This is a genomic window from Haemophilus sp. HN_Hi16, assembly GCF_049823435.1.
GTDB classification, from domain to species: Bacteria; Pseudomonadota; Gammaproteobacteria; order Enterobacterales; family Pasteurellaceae; genus Haemophilus; species Haemophilus influenzae_D.
On sequence record NZ_CP187500.1, the window covers coordinates 1,379,302 to 1,397,312 of the forward strand.

The 18,011-nt window shown below is 35.7% G+C and carries 12 protein-coding genes; 5 read left to right on the top strand and 7 right to left on the bottom strand.

Annotation, left to right across the window (positions count from 1 at the left end; translation table 11 throughout):
* Positions 1 to 157 precede the first annotated feature (157 nt).
* The 7 genes from ACPT9C_RS06905 to mukF all read right to left on the bottom strand — a co-directional run bounded on the left by ACPT9C_RS06905 (position 158) and on the right by mukF (position 10,792).
* Positions 158 to 298, bottom strand: coding sequence for a hypothetical protein (locus ACPT9C_RS06905; RefSeq protein ID WP_162624071.1), 141 nt, complete (start codon positions 296 to 298; stop codon positions 158 to 160).
* Between the two features lie 453 nt (positions 299 to 751).
* Complete coding sequence (sbcB, locus tag ACPT9C_RS06910) at positions 752 to 2,173, bottom strand: exodeoxyribonuclease I (protein ID WP_050949199.1); 1,422 nt, start codon at positions 2,171 to 2,173, stop codon at positions 752 to 754.
* 12 nt (positions 2,174 to 2,185) lie between these two features.
* Positions 2,186 to 3,061, bottom strand: coding sequence for a DMT family transporter (locus ACPT9C_RS06915; protein WP_050949200.1), 876 nt, complete (start codon positions 3,059 to 3,061; stop codon positions 2,186 to 2,188).
* Between the two features lie 3 nt (positions 3,062 to 3,064).
* The gene (locus ACPT9C_RS06920) at positions 3,065 to 3,973 is read right to left on the bottom strand and encodes a DUF5655 domain-containing protein (protein WP_021035187.1); all 909 of its coding nucleotides are present in this window, start codon (positions 3,971 to 3,973) and stop codon (positions 3,065 to 3,067) included.
* 69 nt (positions 3,974 to 4,042) lie between these two features.
* Positions 4,043 to 8,575, bottom strand: a complete 4,533-nt coding sequence (gene mukB, locus ACPT9C_RS06925; RefSeq protein ID WP_050949201.1) for a chromosome partition protein MukB — start codon at positions 8,573 to 8,575, stop codon at positions 4,043 to 4,045.
* The gene (gene mukE / locus ACPT9C_RS06930; protein WP_005637804.1) at positions 8,575 to 9,309 is read right to left on the bottom strand and encodes a chromosome partition protein MukE; all 735 of its coding nucleotides are present in this window, start codon (positions 9,307 to 9,309) and stop codon (positions 8,575 to 8,577) included. Before mukE ends, mukB begins: the two co-directional genes overlap by 1 nt.
* 148 nt (positions 9,310 to 9,457) lie before the next feature.
* Complete coding sequence (mukF, locus tag ACPT9C_RS06935) at positions 9,458 to 10,792, bottom strand: chromosome partition protein MukF (protein ID WP_050949202.1); 1,335 nt, start codon at positions 10,790 to 10,792, stop codon at positions 9,458 to 9,460.
* 149 nt (positions 10,793 to 10,941) lie between these two features.
* On the opposite strand from mukF, the gene ttcA reads away from it, so the two are divergent.
* The 5 genes from ttcA to ACPT9C_RS06960 all read left to right on the top strand — a co-directional run bounded on the left by ttcA (position 10,942) and on the right by ACPT9C_RS06960 (position 18,007).
* Entirely contained in the window at positions 10,942 to 11,874 is a 933-nt protein-coding gene (gene ttcA / locus ACPT9C_RS06940; RefSeq protein ID WP_050949203.1) for a tRNA 2-thiocytidine(32) synthetase TtcA, read from the top strand.
* A gap of 1 nt (position 11,875) precedes the next feature.
* Positions 11,876 to 12,211 (top strand): TusE/DsrC/DsvC family sulfur relay protein, encoded by a 336-nt coding sequence (locus ACPT9C_RS06945; RefSeq protein ID WP_050949204.1) that lies wholly within the window; start codon positions 11,876 to 11,878, stop codon positions 12,209 to 12,211.
* 118 nt (positions 12,212 to 12,329) lie between these two features.
* Complete coding sequence (locus tag ACPT9C_RS06950) at positions 12,330 to 12,539, top strand: TOBE domain-containing protein (RefSeq protein ID WP_005631673.1); 210 nt, start codon at positions 12,330 to 12,332, stop codon at positions 12,537 to 12,539.
* Between the two features lie 163 nt (positions 12,540 to 12,702).
* Positions 12,703 to 15,123, top strand: coding sequence for a TonB-dependent receptor plug domain-containing protein (locus ACPT9C_RS06955; RefSeq protein WP_061832707.1), 2,421 nt, complete (start codon positions 12,703 to 12,705; stop codon positions 15,121 to 15,123).
* Between the two features lie 103 nt (positions 15,124 to 15,226).
* Positions 15,227 to 18,007, top strand: a complete 2,781-nt coding sequence (locus tag ACPT9C_RS06960) for a M16 family metallopeptidase (RefSeq protein WP_050949206.1) — start codon at positions 15,227 to 15,229, stop codon at positions 18,005 to 18,007.
* The last annotated feature ends 4 nt before the right edge of the window (positions 18,008 to 18,011 follow it).

An 18,011-nucleotide genomic window follows, 5' to 3' on the forward strand; every position in this document is an offset into this window, starting at 1 on the left:
AAAATGGTGGGCTAGTGGAGAACTTAGATACATAAAAAAAACAGCTTGGTAGTTTTTCACCCATCTAAACTTTTACTATGGAGTTTGATTGCTTGATGGAAAACGTATTTTATTTAATAAGTTAAAAGTTCTAAACAGGAAACTTATATTATTTACATTATGTAGCAGTGGCTAAATCACCTAAATCTTTATCAATCAAGCATAAATCTTTATCAATCAAACATAAATCTTTATCAATCAAACATAAATCTTTAAATGCTGTAGCACTTTCACACCCATGAATGTAAATAAACGTCATAGTATGGCTCTAAATTAATTTACTCGTTCATCTTATCTGTGATGATTTGATTAAGTATAACTAATTAAGAGAGGAGAAATAATCTCTTCATAACCTATAATTAAAGTTACTTTGCATTTTTATAATTTAACATAATATACATTATACGAAATCAGTTATCAGGTTAGCGAAAACTACGAACTAAATAAATCACAGAGTTATGCACAAGTCACGGATACTAGCAAAACAAGACAAAATAAGGCTAGATAACACGTTGTAACGTGTTGTTTTATAGAGTTATTGAATGGATGAATTGAAATGTAAAGACAATGTAAAGGTGAAATAAGCTAAATCTATGCGATTACGCTACGTAAAATCTGAATAATTTTGGGGATAATTCTTCCCAGAAAAAACAACAAAAAAAGCACATTTTTCTTAAAACGTGCTTTTTAACAAAATGTGACAACGTATCGACTAACCTAGTAGTTTTGTACCATATTCATATACTTGTTGTAACAAAGATAGTTTTTCAGGATTATCTGAATGTTCCTCTGCTAAACGTTGTAAACTTGATTCAAAATCTACCGCACTTTTTTCAAGTTTATTCTGTCTATATTTCTGCCATTTAATTTGTTCAGCGCGTGTAAGGGTTTTATAAAAATGGCGAGCCCGATAATGGAACAATAATTCAGGGATACGTTTATCTTCAAAAGCTAAACCATGTTCAGCTAATTTTTCTGCTGGTAAACTACGTAAAATAGACATATTATTTTTATCAGCATTGCTGAAAAAGCCATTGTATAGCTCAGTTTCCACATTATCATTTGATTCAAATTGACGTTCTTCATTAAAAATATCCGTCACTTTTTCACGAATATCAAAAGATGCTCGTAATTTTGCAAGATTATCCAAGCATAATTGACGATCAATACCCAAGCGATTTGCTGTTTCTGGCAACAAGGTTTTGGCTGGCGCTAAAATAGGACATTTATTGATATGCACAAGCTTTAATGGAACAGGTGGAACTCCCCTTTCTTCTAATTCCGATTTTTTGGTATATAAATCTGTCCGCAATTCATCCGCACTTTTGACTAATAAATTATCGATATCGCCAGTTAAATCACAAACAATAAGTGCATTTTGATTTGTCGGATGCCAAGCTAAAGGTGCAACCCAAGTGCAATTTCTACGATAATTCCCTAACATCCCAGAAACATGTACTAAAGGTGCCATTGAGCCTATATCAACCAACTTTTCAATTTCTTTTTTACCACGGTTTTCAAAGAAATATTGGAATAACTTAGGCTGTTTTTCTTTAATTAATTTCGCCATAGCAATAGTTGCATATACATCCGCCATTGCATCATGAGCATTTTCATGCTCAATACCATTTGCTTTAGTGAGTTTTTCTAAGCGGAAACTTGGCATCCCATCATCGTCATAAGCCCAATTAATCCCTTCTGGACGCAAGGCATAACAAGCTCGTACTAAATCTAACAAATCCCAGCGTGAATTCCCGTTTTTCCAGCTATATTCATAGGGATCAATAAAATTACGATAAAATGTATAACGTGTCATTTCATCATCATAGCGAATATTGTTATAGCCCATGACACAAGTATTGGGTTGGGAAAACTCTGCTAAAATGTTTGCGGCAAATTCAGGCTCAGAAAGCCCCTTTTCATTACATTCTTGTGGTGTAATTCCTGTTACCATTACCGCTTCAGGAGCCGGTAAATAATCGTTGGTTTGTTTACAATAAAACATTATTGGTTCGCCAATAATATTAAAATCAGCGTCTGTACGAATACCCGCAAATTGTGCAGGACGATCTGTTGCGGGATTTACACCAAAACTTTCATAATCGTAAATAAAAAAGCTGAAATCTTTTGCCATGACTACTCTCTTTTACGCAATAAGTTTATCTAAATAATATAGGCAGAAAATAGCTGATAAACTAAAAATAATACCTATCCAATTTAGCTTACTGATTTTTTCTTTAAAAACTAATGCGCCAATTATCGTACCCAAGCAAATCACGCCAATATTCATTCCCGCAAAAACAAGCGTTGGATTTCCAGCAAAACTTTGATGGGCTTTTATATAGAATAAAATATTAAAGAAATTCAATACACCTAAAACGATACCGCCAATTACACTTGATGTTGTCCATTGGGCACGTTTTAAGAACAAATAGATAAACATAACGCAAGCTGCAAGCGAGAAGGAAATAAACAATGTAGCAGGAAATGCACCGCCACTTTTCGCAACTTGCTTGAATAAAATATCAATAATGCCATACCCGAACCATACACCGATTAATCCTAAAACACCTTTAAAATTCACCGCACTTTGTCCTTGATTTGGCTTAGTTAATAAACAAAATAAACCAATAAAGGCTAATACAACGCCAATGATTTTAGATTGGCTTAGTGTTTCATGAAAAATTAAAAACGCCGATAAAATGGGAAGAAACAACGAAAGCCGTTGCGCTACATCTGAACGTACAATTCCAGCAAACTCCACCGCTTTTGACATAATAATAAACACGCTAGGTAGCAATAAACCTAGTGCTAAAAAAATGGGTGAGTTTTCGCTTTGTACAATATAATCAGTAAATTCTAAGCCTTTAAAATCAGGTTTGAGTAAGAAATAACTAAAAGTAATGGCTGTGATGTAGTTGAATGCGATAGCTTGTTCAATAATAATATTTTTTTTACGGGCAATTTTTAGTAAAACTGAAACCGCTACGCTACAAAGAATGGCAAGAATAAGATTGTGCATTTATTAATCCTTAATAGCTTGTTTAATTAAACTCATAATGTATTCAAGATATTGGGTACTTTCAATGGTAATTTCATAATCCCCATTCCCCCAGTGACCTGTATTAGATACATTTTTTGCTAAATTTTTAGGATCATCTAACTCTCCATAAGGAAGATTAATCCAAATTTTTAAATTCTTTTGTTGGATACGAATATCTGCAATATTTCGATCTTTTTTGAATGCAATGTAAAGTTTTCTAGTATTAATTTCGATATCAGGATCTAAATTTAAAATGCCTTGTTTAAAATCTTCGTATAGTTCTTGAATAAAATCTGATTTATCACTTAAGTGATCAGATTCTTGATAAACTTTTATTTCTTTTAATGTAGAAAATTCTTCATTTTTTTCAATAGAAACAGCTTTAATATTCGGTGCTGATTTTGATTTATTAATAATATTGAGCGTAATAATATCATTATCAAAGCGATTAACTTCCCATAATTCAATAGGTAAATCTTTAAAATTTGTGGCTTGAATTTGGAAATCATTAAAAGTAGGTGAAACAAAAATCACCTTAGATTGTGACCAATCCACATCATTTCTTTTAAGTGGGGCTTTTTGCTTTTCATTATATTCCACAATAAAATCAGCTTTATATTCAAGCATCAAATTAAGATAAGAAATCCCTTGATCAACCACACTAGAATTTTGTTGTCTTTTATATTCAATAATGACAAAGGCTTGAGTTTCAGGATCAAAAGCTAAGGTATCAATACGCGAATTTTTAATAGAAAATTCTGAGCGAATAAAAATATAGCCACTTAATAAGGTAAGATTTTCTTCAAATAAACGCTGAATATCCTTTTCCAGCTTAAATTTTTGCTGCTTCAGCTGTGATAATTGTCCTTTTTTTGATGTAAAGATTTTCATTATTCCTTCCTTAAAGGCTTAAGTGCGGTCAAAAATCTTAAAATTTTAACCGCACTTCCCTTCTATTTTTTATTCTGTCGCACCGAATCCTCGTAAACCAACAACGTGTACATGCTCTTGGTTGCCTGCGATTTTACGCACGAGTTTATAGGTTGTTCCTTTTTCCGGGCTAATGTTTTCTGGCGCAGCAATAAGCAACTGCATATCTAAACGTTCGCAAAGCTCAAATAAGGTAGAAATAGATTTACCGTCTAAACGCGCTGCTTCATCTAAGAACAACAAGCGACAAGGCACGATATCTTTACCACGAATTCGACGGCTTTCTTCTTCCCAACTTTGAACAACCATTAAGAGAATTGACATACCTGTACCGATAGCTTCACCAGTAGAAAGTGCGCCACTTTCTGCACGTAACCAACCATCAGCACCACGGAATACTTCCACTTCAAGTTCAAGATAATTACGGTAATCTAACAATTCTTCGCCGATTGTTTGTGCTGTACGTTGCCCCATATCAATATGTGGATTGATACGTTGATAGAGCTTCGCCATAGCTTCAGAAAAGGTGATGCGGTTATCGTTGAATAAATCTTGATATTCATCTTGCTGACCAGAAAGTGCGTCCAACAACATGGCATGGGTATCACGAATATTCACTACCAAACGAACAGATTTTACTTGACCAAACGAGATGTTTTGCAAACCTTGATTGAGCATACGAATACGATTTTGTTCACGCTGAATTGTCTTACGCATAATATTCGCCACACTTTCAGAACTGATTGCCAATTTTTTCTCACGACCAGTTAATTCAGCGGTTAAACGAGAAAGCTCAATTTCCATCTGTTCAATGGCATCAATCGGATCATTGGTTTTAATAATGTCTTGACGAATACGTTCACGTAGATGCTGATACACCGCAATAAAGAACCGCACTTTATTTTCAGGTTTGCGACTATCTTCCGACACTCTTAGACTATCACGTAGATATTCATTATCTGCCACTGCTGTACGCAACGCACCTAATGCTTTATCCGACATTGAACGTAATTCATCTGCAGATAAATAAGCAAGTTCTCGGCGATTGAGGCGTTTTTCCATATCAGAGTTGCGGGATAAGCGTAAAACAACACACCAACTCACTTTCGCAGCTACAACTAATTCACGTTGAGTTTTATAATCACGTTCGGTTTTACGAATAAGACGATTTAAGTTGTCCGCTTCACTTTCAATTAATGTCAGTTGTTTTTCTACATAAGAACGACGCTGACGGCTTGTTGAAAGTTGTTGATGTAATTCATCACGACGGATACGGGCACGTTCTTCAGCACCATCATCAGCTCTCACGCCAAGATCGCTAATTTCACCAATCAACTCATTTAAGAGCTGATATTTACTATCGTAAGAGCTTTGTAACTGAATCAATACGCGATTATATTCTGCAAATTGACTTTGTTTTTGACGAACTTGCTCACGTTGCATATCTCGCTGAGCCTGCATTTGTTCTAAACGTTGGCGAAGTTTTTCATTAAGTTCAGAAGTTTCAGCCTGCCCTGCATCTTCATAACCAAAATGCGGTTTACGTTGTACAACATCAGCTAAAGCAAATGCACGTTGTTGAACTTGTTTTTGACGCTCAATCGCTTGAGTTAATTCATTTTTTAAGCCGTCGTAATTTTCTGGATCACTTTGTAAACTATTTGCAATCGGCTCTAATTGTGACAACGTTACGCCATACTGACGAATAAAATATTCATCTTGCTCTGCAATATCTAATTGCTCGCGACATTCTTCAATACGATCAATTAAATCTTCATCAGCTAATACATTGAGTTGTGGAATTAACTTGTTGAGTAATTGCAGTTTTTCTTTTGCATTATCTAATTGAATGCGTAATTGTTGTTCGCCGCTATTAAATTGGTTTAATTCACGATCAATTTCATTGCGTTCGCGATTAATTTCAGACATTAACGCTTCTGGGTTTGGCTGGAACGCAAGCGCCAAATGCAACCCAACAAATTGGCTGAAATGTTCGTGTAAACGTTGGCATTTTTGTACATCAAACGCAATTTGTGCATGTTGTTCTGCCACTTCATCACGTTCAATTTGTAATTCTTCTAAACGTTTTTCACGTGCTGCACGCCCAAATAATGGGATTTCAGGGAATCTTGAATAGCGTAATTCCCGATCAGAAACTTGCACCACAACACCTAGCTCTAGTTCTTGTGCGGATAATACGCTGTCGTCAAATGCGGTAGGATCGCCTTCAATTAAATACAAATCATCAGGACAATCTTCTAATTGCGCAAGTTGTTCACGCACAGCATTGAGATCACGCACAACAATAGCATGACGTGCAGGCCCGTAAAGTGCGGAAAAATAAGGCGCATCTTCAATGGTTACATCATCGTAAAGCTCTGAAAGCAACACCCCACCAAAACGTTCTGTCAGCATATTTAAACGTGGATCTTCTGAACCATCTGGCTGACTTAAACGAGAAATTTGTTCATCTAATTGCAAACGTTTTTGTTCAAGTTGATCACGTTGCATCGTTAGTTCACGTTCTTTCACAAGTTGTGATTGCATAAAGTTCATCACATCTTGGCTATGTTCAAACGTCTCGCCACTTTGTTGCTCTAAGCGTTCTAATGCAGCTTGAGCTGTCAGCCAAGCCGGGGCTTTACGCGCATTTTCACCATAAAGTGCGGTTAAATTTTCACGTTTTTGACGAAGCGTAGAACGGTTTTCCACTTGTTCTGAAAGTCTTGCTGAAATATCTTCAATCAACGCTTCTTGCTCTGCGTGATAATCCTCTAATTCTTCTGCCGTTTGTAAACTTAAATTAGCACGTTGATTAAAATCATTAAGTAATTTGACCGCACTTTGTTGTTGTGCATAACGTTGCTCAAGTTCATGTAATTTTGTGCGAAGTTGTGGCGTTTGTTGTGCCTGCAATTTTTGGCTTGGATATTCACGTAATAATTCTTTCGCACTTTCCCACGCCGCAGAACGAGGCATTTCCCCCGCAATTTTGCATACCAATTGATACGCTTTATCGAACTGAGATTTTGCTGCTTCAGAAATAGACATTTTGTGCTCAAGCTCAAGTACGGTTTCAGTCAAACTTTCTGCATGGGCTTCAAATTCTGTGTGATAATCTTCTACATTTTTAACACTTAAATCCGCTAAACCGCATAATGTTTTCGCTTTTTCAAGAGCTGCAATGGCTTGTTGATATTGAAGTGCACGAGTTTGTTGGGCATCTAATGCTTGTTGATAATCTGCTAATTGGGATCGTACAGCGTCAATTTCGATTTCAGTTTGCTCAAATTGAGCTTGGCTTTCTTCTAACGCATCATTCGCATCTTCAACCACCATTTTTTGTTCTTCTAAACGCTCGGTGAGTTCTGCAATATCTTCTTGATAGCGCGTGATTTTTTCTTGGTGACGCAAAGCGTTTAACACTAAGTTAAGATGATCAACCGCACTTTGGTGATCAACTTCTAAAGTACGTTCATTTTCTGCCAATTCAGCCGCTTCTCGACTTAAATCAACTAAACGATGTTGAGATAAATTCTGCTCTGCTTTTGCTTTATACCACTCGCGACGAGATTCTAATGCAGCCTCAATATTGCCACGGCGTTCATTCGCATTACGCATATAATCCGAAGCAACATAATTAGTGGTTTCAGTAATTAAATGTTTAAATAAATTGCGATCTGATTGCGTGACCTTAATCGCTTCTAAAGTCATACGGTTCTCACGCAATGCACTTTCCATATCTTGGAAAGCTTTGCGCACACCTAAATTTTCTGGCAATAAATAGTCACGTAAAGAACGTGTGATTGCACTGGAAATACCGCCGTATAAAGACGCTTCGATAAGTTTATAGAATTTGCTTCGATCTGATGCTGAACGTAAACGTTTCGGAATAATACCTAAATCGAACATCATGCCGTGATAATCAGTGATGGAATGATATTGTTTGAATTGCGCACCGATATTTTCAATTTTATCTTTGAGTTCGTTTAAATTAAGGACGCGCACTTGACGTTCGCCCACGGTTTCTGTGAAAAGTGCGGTTGGATTTTGAGATAATTCGACGCCTTGAATTGAAAACGTTTTTAAATCAACTTTTTTATCACGACCTGCAATTTGTTGCAGACGCACACCAACAAGAATACGTTGATGACGTGAGTTAATGGTATCTAATACCGCGTAACAAACACCTGGACGCAATTTACCATGTAAACCTTTATCGCGAGAACCGCCTGTGGAGCCAGCCTCTGTTGTATTACGGAAATGTAAAAGGGTTAAATCTGGAATTAATGCGGTCACAAATCCAGCCATTGTGGTTGATTTACCTGCACCGTTACCACCAGAAAGTGTGGTAACTAATTCATCTAAATCGAAAGTACGTGCAAAAAAACCATTCCAGTTAATTAAGGTTAAAGAACGGAATTTACCACGCTCTACACCATTGTTTGCCGTCATGCTAAAAGGCATAGGTGCTTCAACGATTTCTTCGACGTTTTCATTCTCCATAATGACTTCATCGTTCTCTAATTCGATTTCATTTTCTAATTCAAAAACATCAGACATTATTCTTGTTCTCCGTCAAATTCTTCGTCAATTTCATCCGCACTTTCCGTATCGTTTTCCATTAATTGTGCTTGTTTTTCCAACGCTAAGGATTCAGGTGTTGCCGCTTCCCCATCACGAATGAGTCGAGCTTGCGCCTCTAATGGATCATCTCCGCTACGTACTTCCGCACCAAAACGAAATACAGATTCAGAAATCGTAAATTTCCCACTATTCTGTTCGCCAACAGTTTGAATCATACCTAAACGACGTAAACGTCCGATTGCTGCTCGCACTTTTTCTGCCAATTTTTGTTTATCTAAGTCAGAACCACTTGAACGCTGATTAACCGCTTTTAATAATTTTCCTTCATCAGCAAGATTTAGTAATTCATCATATACTTCTTGCGTACTGAAAATGCCCTGTTGAGCTAAACGTTCTGGGCTTAAATAAAGATAACAAAGCACTTTACCAACAAGCATTTCCAGCTCAGAAAGTACTGAACGCGCAATTAATGTCGTTGCTTTCGGACGAAGATAGAAAAAGCCTTCTGGAGCACGAATGAGTTCCACGTTATAGCGGCGATAAAATCCATCTAATTCATTTTGGAAATCCATTAAAAAGGCGTGATTATCTAAATGCTCCGTGCTGATATGGCGACCAGAACGTAACAGGCTATCCACCGCTGGAAATATTGGATTTGCAATCGCCACAGCGAGTTTTGGGGAAATTACATCTTGAAGGTTGTCTGTCATAGGTTATTTCTCTATTAAAACTTTATTCAGTTACTTTCTTCGTTAATCATTATTGCCAAATCTCCCCTAGCCCCTCTTTGCTAAAGAGGGTTTGGGCATATTTAACAGAAGTAATTCCGTCGAAATTAGCTTTTAAATTATCTTAAAATCAATACTTATCAATCACATGCGCTTGCACTTCTGCGCCACGTTTATTAATTGCTTGCCAAGCTGGATAAATGCCCGATAAATCATTATTTGCCATACCAAGGCGCACTGCTTGATCAACAATGATTCGAGCTACATCAAAATGACGAGAAAGTGGATAATTTTCCAGTTGTTCTTTTAACACTAAACTCAAATCAATCGGACGGTTATTTTCACGATAAGCAATCAGTAAGCCTTGCATATGCTCTACAATTTGATCGTGTAAATCAGAAAGGGATTCGTATTGCAATTCTTCTGGCAATTCGCCTAAAGCATCATCTTCACGCAGCACTATTTCTTCATCGCGCAGATCGACTAAACGCTCAGCTTGCGCGGTCCATAAGAACCAAGGATGCTCAAAATAATGATGAATAGAATTACGTAAACGTTGTGAGAACACGCGATTTTTATCCATATCAATGGCAGTACGAATAAATTTATGTACATGGCGGTCATAACCAATCCATAAGTCTATGGCTTGTTGCCCCCAGCTAATAATTCGGTCAAGTTTTGATTGTAAATCGGTAATTAATTGATCGATAAAATACAAATCATCTCGCCCAATCACACAATCTTGAATACGCAATAATTGTGCTTGAAGTTTATCCCCTGCCGCATTTAGCGTATCTTGTAATTCGCGCAAATTCCCAGATGTTTCATCTAATAAACGTTCACAGCTTGAAATTGCCGCTTGCCAATCTTTAGTAAGAAGCTCTGCAATTTCATCTTTAATACTTTGCTGGTTTTCATCCATAATGCGTTGTGAAAGATCGATGCTATCAAAAATCTCTGCAACGGAATATTTTAATGGCGCAAACACATTACGACGCCAATAATGTTCACTTTCATTATTCTCCACGCCTTCTTCTGCAGAATCAGACGCGCGTTGAATTTCATCTGCCACAATGGAAAGTTGCACTGAAAGACGCAATGCGGAAAATTCACGCTGACGAATGTAATAATCAGACACGCCAACACCTAATGGCGTTAAACGATAAATTGCCAAGCCTTCAGTAAATTCGCTACTAAAACGATTTAGCAAACGTTGTTTCACTAATTCATTAATTGCATTATTCGCTCGTGTTGCAATGGCATCGGTGGATTGCTCAAAAGCATTCATCGTGTGGCGGAAAATATCCACAAGATCGGCTTCTAACATTTCGCCGTCTAAACGTTCGTTGTTATAAATTGCAATCGCTAGTAGGAAAACCAAGCGTTCGGTAGGTAAATTCAAAGAAAACTCGCGATCTTTTGCCCAAGAGACGAGTTCAGGAATAGTTTGGGATGTTTCAATCATTGAATTGCAAAGCGTTAAAATTGAACAAAAAATTGGAAAGATTATACAGGATTTTTTACGGATCTTAAAAATCTTCTTTTGAATTGACCGCACTTTTCCTATTTTTCACGTATAATGTGCGCCTTTCATGAATAACTAAAGATAACAGAATGACCCAGTTAGCCCAACAAGAAAAAAAACAAAGCTATAATTTCAATAAATTACAAAAACGTCTTCGCCGTAATGTAGGCAACGCCATTGCAGATTTTGGGATGATTGAAGATGGCGATAAAGTCATGGTGTGTTTATCCGGAGGCAAAGACAGTTATACGCTTCTCGATATTTTGTTGAATTTACAGCAAAGTGCACCGATAAAATTTGATATTGTTGCGGTAAACCTCGATCAAAAACAACCAGGGTTTCCAGAACACGTATTGCCTGAATATTTGGAAAGTATTGGCGTAAATTACAAAATTGTACAAGAAAATACTTACGGCATTGTGAAAGAAAAAATTCCAGAAGGAAAAACCACTTGTTCACTCTGCTCTCGCCTACGCCGTGGGATTTTATATCGTACTGCCACAGAACTTGGTGCAACCAAAATCGCTTTAGGGCACCACCGAGACGACATGTTAGCGACACTATTTTTAAATATGTTTTATGGCGGCAAAATGAAATCCATGCCACCTAAATTAATTTCTGACGATGGCAAACAAATTGTGATTCGTCCGCTTACTTACTGCAAAGAAAAAGACATTGAAAAATATGCTATCGCGAAAGAATTTCCGATTATTCCTTGTAATCTATGTGGCTCACAACCAAATCTTCAACGCCAAGTTGTAAAAGAAATGCTCAATACTTGGGATCGCCAATATCCTGGACGCTTAGAAACTATGTTCAGCGCAATGCAAAACATTACATTGTCACATATGAGTGATCCAAAATTATTTGATTTCAAAGGAATCAAACACGGACAAATGATTAATGGGATTGAAGGCGATACCGCATTTGATGAAGAACAAATCACGCCAATGCAATTTGAGGACGAAGATCAAACTGATTTTTCAAACAACGAAATGATTAACTTTAAAGAAGTGAATTAATATGTTGAATATCAATGGAATTGAAGTTGAAGTTGAAACTGACAAAGACGGTTATTTGCTTAATAGCCAACAATGGAACGAAGATGTCGCTCGCTCTATTGCGCAGTTAGAAAGTCTTGAATTAACAGATGCCCATTGGGAAGTGATTTATTTTGTGCGAGACTTTTATCAAGAATATAACACCTCCCCTGCCATCCGTATGTTGGTAAAAGCCATGGCGGAAAAGCTTGGTGCGGATAAAGGTAATAGCCGTTATTTGCAACGCTTATTTCCTGAAGGCCCTGCAAAACAAGCCACAAAATTAGCAGGTTTGCCGAAACCTGCAAAATGCCTATAAAAGTGCGGTCAATTTTCCAAAAATTTTTAAACACTTGTGTTTTTACTTATGACTTGTCTTTTTTAAGATAAGGAATAAAATACAAGCTCTTTTAAACCCTAACTAACAAAGAAATGTTATGAAAATTAGTGCAAGAAACCAATTAAAAGGTAAAGTTGTTTCAATCGAAAACGGTTCAGTAAATGCAATCGTTCACATTGATATCGGTGGCGGTAACGTGCTTTCTTCAACTGTGTCTTTAGCAGCAGTTAAAGAATTAAACTTAGAAGTTGGTAAAGAAGCATACGCAATCATCAAAGCAACTTCTGTAATGGTTGGGGTAGAATAATTTCTTCCATAAAACAGAATTGAATATAACCGCACTTTTAAAAGTGCGGTTTTTTTTATTTCTTTGATACCTATTTTAAGTCGAATTCCCCTTGTATTCATAAATTTTAAAAATATAATGATAATCATTCTTATTTCTATCTTTTATTTTAGGGAACTATACTATGTATCAAAAAAAGCCATTAATGTTGTTATTCTGCTCAACATTTGTCAGTCCATTTATTATGGGGCAAACTGTTGACACAACCAACAACCAACAACCAACAACCAACAAAAATATATTGCCCGAAATTGTTGTGTATGGCGACAATAATAAATCGCTTTCTTCCGTTAAAACACTCTCTTCTGACGAGATAAGTAAAACGCCTACATCAAACGGTAACATCACTGATTATCTTCGTTCTAATCCCCATATTCGTTATGAAAATAGTGACCAAAATGGTTTTCAACGTGGAGAAATCAAGCCTGAAAATATTTCAATTAACGGTGCCGATCCAAATCAAACCGCCTACTTTGTTGATAATGTCAATATAAATAATGATCTTGCTATTGATAACAGTATTTTTGACGGTGCTATGCAAGTTGTTCCCGGAATTAGTCACACTCAAGCTTATTTTTTTGATGCGACTATGCTTTCTAAAGTGGAAGTACAAGATAGTAATATTTCTGCGAGCTTAGGGGGCTTTATGGGGGGTGCCGTTATTGCTAAAACGAAACAATATAGCGGCACTGATAGCATAAAACTTAAATATCGCACGACAAATTCCTCTTGGGCAAAAATGGAAGCTGGAGACTCAGTACAAAAAATACTTAAACAAGTAAGACCCGATGATTCTGGTGCGGCAGAGTTACAACCTAAATACAATAAACAAACATTCAATATTTTGGCTGAAAAAAGACTAAATGATAATTTAGGAATGGTTCTTGGCTATAGTCGCAGAACATCATCTATTGAACAAAATCGTTTAATTGGTTTTGATGAAAATGCCAATAACAAAGCGCAACTAGACAAACAAAATCATCAACGACTTTCCGATAATCTTTTATTAAATTTCAATTGGACACCGCAAGAAAAAGAACGTATTGAACTCGGTTTACGTTATTCAAATTATAAAGAACTGAAATATTTTAGGGAAAATATAGGTAACAATGTAAGCGATTATCATCAAGCATTGGGGACAACACTAGCTTGGGTGCATTCATTCAACTCTGGCGTTTGGACAAATACTTTAGCATACGATCGTTTTAAAGATAAGCGAAAATCATCCTCGAATAATGTTGAAACAACATCGGTGTTAGATGAAAATTATGATCCACTTTATAATTTCGAAAAAGGCGGATATGGTAATAGCCGTTTAACCCAAGATAATTTACATTTTTCAACTGAATATGTAATGGATCCTTTTTATTTAGCTTCTACCGAGCATTCTGTTTCTATTGGTGGAATTTATCAGGCAACTAAATACCAATTTTATCGCCCACAAGATGTTCATTCAAAAATAATATCATCTACTTTGAAAAATGGGACTATGGATAATTCACCTTTATCAGAAAGTACAACATCAAAAGGTCGCGTTAAAACCACCTATCAGAATATTGTGGCTTATGCTGAAGATTTAATTAAATGGCGTAAATTTGAGTTTCGACCAGGCATTCGCATTGAACGTGATGATTATTTAAAAAATAATAATATCGCCCCGCGCTTTGTTGCACGTTACCGTCCTTGGGATAATACAGGATTTACACTAGGTTTAAATCGTTATTACGGTCGTTCTTTTGCTTCTTTAAAATTAGCGAATGGTATTTTAAAGCTCAATAATGATCAAACACGCCAGCATCAAAACTTTTCATCCCTAAAAAGCCCTTATGCAGATGAATTAAGTTTAAGTTTTGACCAAAATATGGGTAATTTAGCACTCAAACTCGGTTATATTCATCGTGATAATAAAAATCGTATCATATTGAAACGAGAGCCTGTAAAGGGAATAAAGAAAAGTAGTTATATTAATGGACGTCCGTTTGGTGTTGATATTTATACTTTCCAACTTAACAATATAGAACCTTGGAAATTAGGTAAAACTTATTGGACTATGTCACTTGGTTTTGATTGGCTAAATACAAAACGAGCTGATGGCGAAGAATTTGATCTGAATAAACCTGTTTTTTTAGATGGTAAATTAATGACTTATCGTGAAATGTTACGACAAGTTAATAGTAACACCGAAGATTGGATTGCTCGTCTAGGTATTGATATGACGATACCAGATTACGATATTACTTGGTCAAATAAAGTGTATATGAAAGCACCAATTCGTCGTTATGATCCAATTAATGAAGATAACTATGACGACGATGCTCCTCCACGCTATCGTAGCTATCATTACGGCAGACATACACAATGGGACAGTAGTATCCGTTGGCAACCCACCATTCGAGGTAAGCATAGCGTTTATATGCAAGTAGATATTTTAAATGTACTTAATAAAACACGTAAAAATAAAGTCACTACTATTTCCATTAACGATGAATACGGTGTTTATACGCCTGGGCGTGAATTTTGGCTAGAAGTTGGCTATCAATTCTAATTTTTTTCAATGTATAGGGCTTGTGGGCTTTTGAAATATCCACCAGCCCTACTCTACGCTTATTTTATTTAGCGTAGAGTTTTCTTTTTTCTAGGTAAAAATAATGAAAAAAACAACCGCACTTTTTTTGCTTATCTTTTCACTAATTGCTTGTCAATCCTTGGAACTATCGCCCAATAGTGATTTACCTTTTGATCCAAATATTCAGCACGGTAAACTATCAAATGGTCTGCAATACTTTGTATTAAAAAATACTGAACCCAAAGAACGCGTTTATATTCGATTAGTAATTAATGCAGGCTCAATGCACGAAGATGATGATCAAAAAGGCATTGCCCATTTAGTTGAACATATGGCATTTAATGGCTCAAAGAAATATCCAGAAAATCAAATTATTAATGCGTTAGAAAAACTTGGAATGAAATTTGCACGAGATATTAATGCTTTCACCGATTTTGAAAATACAGTCTATACTTTAAATTTAGATAGCAACAATCAGCAAAAATTAGAATTGGCTTTTGATGTCATCAATGAATGGATGAATAATATTACTTTTTTGCCTAAAGATGTGGATGGCGAACGTGGTGTAGTACAAGAAGAATGGCGGAGACGTTTAAGCCCAATGCTACGTATTGGCAATAAGAAAAGTGCTATTGAAATGGCGGGTTCTCGTTATGTATTGCGTGATCCAATTGGAGATATGGATATTATTAAAACAATTTCAGCTAAACGCGTCGCTGATTTTTACCACAAATGGTATCGACCAGATAATATGTCAGTAATTATTGTAGGCGATATTGATACAAAACAAGTAGTAAAACTATTAAAACAAAACCTATCCAAAGAAAACCCAATTACTAAAACAACATTGGAAAAAATTGATTTTAATATTCCTCTTATCAACAAATGGCGATTAGATTCTATTTCTGAACAAGGCACAACAATTCCGAGTATTGAATTAAGTTTTTTTGAAAATGCAATTGAAACCAATACATTAGCGAGTTATAAACAAGAATTAATTCAGCAAATTACCACTCGATTGCTTAACTTACGTTTACAGCAATGGGAAAAGGAAACAGAAAATGGCGTAGATTCTGCAAATTTTTATCGTACTCATTTAGGTAAAGAAACACTACAAAGCATTTTTTCTCTCCAGCTTATAGATACACAATATTCAAAAACAATAGATAAATTATTTGCCTTTATTGCCAGTATAAAACAACAAGGTTTTACTCAAAATGAATTAAACGGCGAGATTAAACGCTTAACTCAACTCAATGAAAAACAATTAAATATTCGTTCTGGTAGTTTAAAAATTACCGATGATCTCATTACTTCTGTGGCAAATAAGCAAGTGGTATTGAGCGTAAATGATCGTTATGAACTCAATAAACGTTTTTTATCTCAAATTACATTAGCTGATTTACAACGCACGTTAAATCAAACCTTAGCATTAAAAGCAAAATTACTATTAATCACTCAACCTTTGCCACAAAAAGCCTTGCCTTTTGATGTAGTAGAAATAGAAACTCGTTGGAACAATGCAATGGAAATGCAACAACATCAATGGGATGAAAAAAAACAACTCGAAAAATTACCGCACTTAACATTTAACACAGGCTCACTTTCTCAAGAAAAATACTGGGATCGTGGCGATATTTATGAATTTCGTTTAAGTAATGGAAGTAAATTGATCTACCACTATAGTGACAAAACTCCAAATCAAGTACATTTTCGTGCTGTTACTCAAGGTGGTTTACGTTCTATCCCAGATAAGGACTATCACTTATTACGTGCTGCCGTTAGTGTAGTTGATGAAACAGGTGTTGGAGAACTTTCTCTTTCTGCGGTTAATCAAATTTTTTCGCGTGATCCATTGGTAATTGCAACTGTGATTGATGATGATAAACAAGGTTTTACTGGTGTATCTAAACCTAAAGATTTGGAAAATTTACTAACATTGTTCCGCTTAAAATTACGTTCTTCGCCTATATCCGATCTTGCCTTAGAAAAATATCGACGTGAAACCCGTGATTATTTCAAACAAATTGATTTAGAAACACAATTTATGCAAGCCGTTTCAAAACTACGCTTTCCAAATATTGAAACTGTCTATAGTCAAAAACAAGCACAGCAATTAGCATTTGATAAAAACCAATTAAGTAACGCTTATCAACGTTATATTTTAAATAAAACAGATTTTACCTATTTTATTATTGGCGATATTGAACTTAATCAAGTAAAGAAATTGGCAGAACGTTATTTAGCTTCAGTTGAATCAAAAACTCAGATACGTCACTTTGTCCCAACTATTATTCATACACCAACTCAATCATTTATTATGAATGGCTTGAAAGAACCGAGAGCTGATGTAGAAATATACCTTACCGCAGATAATACTTGGCGAGCGGAACAAAAATATTTATTCAATATTCTTGCGGATATTGTGCAAGAAAAATTACGCTTAATTCTACGTGAAAAAGTTTCTGGTATTTATTCTGTAAATAGTTGGTTTATGCAAGATGTTCATACACCACAAATTGAGGGAAAAATTGAATTTAGTTGCGACCCTAAGCGCGTAGAGGAACTTACGCATCTTACAAATCAGGTGCTAGATGATATTGTAAAAAATAGCATTGATGAAAATTTATTACGTAAAAAACTAGCGGAACAACATACTCAGATTCGACGTGAATTTGATTCTTTAGTTTCAATTGCTTCAATTATTGAAGAAAGTTACTGGCAACAAGATAATCCAGATGCTATTTATACCGATCAACATTTAGATCAGTTAGCGACAAAAGCCACAATAGATGCGTTGGCGCAAAAAGCTCTAAAAAAATCAGGCAGATTTGTCAGCGTATTAAAAGCAACTACTTATTAGAAAA

Coding starts and splice junctions, on each gene's coding strand:
- ACPT9C_RS06905 (WP_162624071.1), bottom strand. CDS start 298: ATGACGTTTATTTACATTCATGGGTGTGAAAGTGCTACAGCATTTAAA.
- sbcB (WP_050949199.1), bottom strand. CDS start 2,173: ATGGCAAAAGATTTCAGCTTTTTTATTTACGATTATGAAAGTTTTGGT.
- ACPT9C_RS06915 (WP_050949200.1), bottom strand. CDS start 3,061: ATGCACAATCTTATTCTTGCCATTCTTTGTAGCGTAGCGGTTTCAGTT.
- ACPT9C_RS06920 (WP_021035187.1), bottom strand. CDS start 3,973: ATGAAAATCTTTACATCAAAAAAAGGACAATTATCACAGCTGAAGCAG.
- mukB (WP_050949201.1), bottom strand. CDS start 8,575: ATGTCTGATGTTTTTGAATTAGAAAATGAAATCGAATTAGAGAACGAT.
- mukE (WP_005637804.1), bottom strand. CDS start 9,309: ATGACAGACAACCTTCAAGATGTAATTTCCCCAAAACTCGCTGTGGCG.
- mukF (WP_050949202.1), bottom strand. CDS start 10,792: ATGATTGAAACATCCCAAACTATTCCTGAACTCGTCTCTTGGGCAAAA.
- ttcA (WP_050949203.1), top strand. CDS start 10,942: ATGACCCAGTTAGCCCAACAAGAAAAAAAACAAAGCTATAATTTCAAT.
- ACPT9C_RS06945 (WP_050949204.1), top strand. CDS start 11,876: ATGTTGAATATCAATGGAATTGAAGTTGAAGTTGAAACTGACAAAGAC.
- ACPT9C_RS06950 (WP_005631673.1), top strand. CDS start 12,330: ATGAAAATTAGTGCAAGAAACCAATTAAAAGGTAAAGTTGTTTCAATC.
- ACPT9C_RS06955 (WP_061832707.1), top strand. CDS start 12,703: ATGTATCAAAAAAAGCCATTAATGTTGTTATTCTGCTCAACATTTGTC.
- ACPT9C_RS06960 (WP_050949206.1), top strand. CDS start 15,227: ATGAAAAAAACAACCGCACTTTTTTTGCTTATCTTTTCACTAATTGCT.